Source organism: Pseudoalteromonas sp. SG43-7, from assembly GCF_014164295.1.
In the GTDB taxonomy this organism is placed as follows: Bacteria; Pseudomonadota; Gammaproteobacteria; order Enterobacterales; family Alteromonadaceae; genus Pseudoalteromonas; species Pseudoalteromonas rhizosphaerae.
Genome location: NZ_JACJEY010000165.1, coordinates 1 through 689, shown reverse-complemented (window position 1 = coordinate 689; position 689 = coordinate 1). Strand labels below are relative to the sequence as shown.

The 689-nt window shown below is 41.2% G+C and carries 1 pseudogene; it reads right to left on the bottom strand.

Going from position 1 to position 689, the window contains the following annotated elements:
- Positions 1–447 precede the first annotated feature (447 nt).
- Positions 448–689, bottom strand: a pseudogene (locus tag H5200_RS23310) (IS110 family transposase); the annotation flags it as partial.

Below are 689 nucleotides of genomic sequence, written 5' to 3'. Positions count from 1 at the left end.
GTATTCTTTTTGACCGTTTTTATAAATGGACGGTCAATTCTAAATCAATAAACAAATTCGTTTACTTCGTCTGTCGATGCGGCTGTTAAGCAAGTTGCTTACGGCAAACACATATAGAGGCTCTCTTATTGCGATCTCATCGCAGCCTACTTTTTTCCATATCCTTATGGATTTGTAGGGGCACTAGACATTCATCGGTTAACCTAATCATGGCACTATTCAAGGCGGCTGGTTTCATCATGGTGATCCAGTTAGTTTCAGGCTCAAGTCAGGTGTAAGCGACTTTGTTTATTGTATTAATGCACGCGTACTGAGCATCTAATCAAGGCAAGTGGCTTAGGTCTGTAGGCATATAATCAGGTTAAACCTTACTGGTCATTAACTCACCCAATTGATTGATGCTCAGCCTTATATCCAGTTAGATGTTCAGCTCACTCAGTACCGTGACTAACTCTTTAAGAATTTTGCTTCATCGAATACCGTCTCTTTTTTAAGCATAAAATAAACACAGCGACCAAGCTTATGCGCAAGCGCTGACAGTGCTTTGGCTTTGCTCATTCGCTTTTGTAGTTTTTCAAGGTATTTGTTGGCGTTGTGATTGTGACGCAGCAGTAATACGGCAGCTTCCGAGAACGCCCATTTTAGATGTGCATTGCCAATTTTATTACCTTGGGTGCCATAGGTTTTGC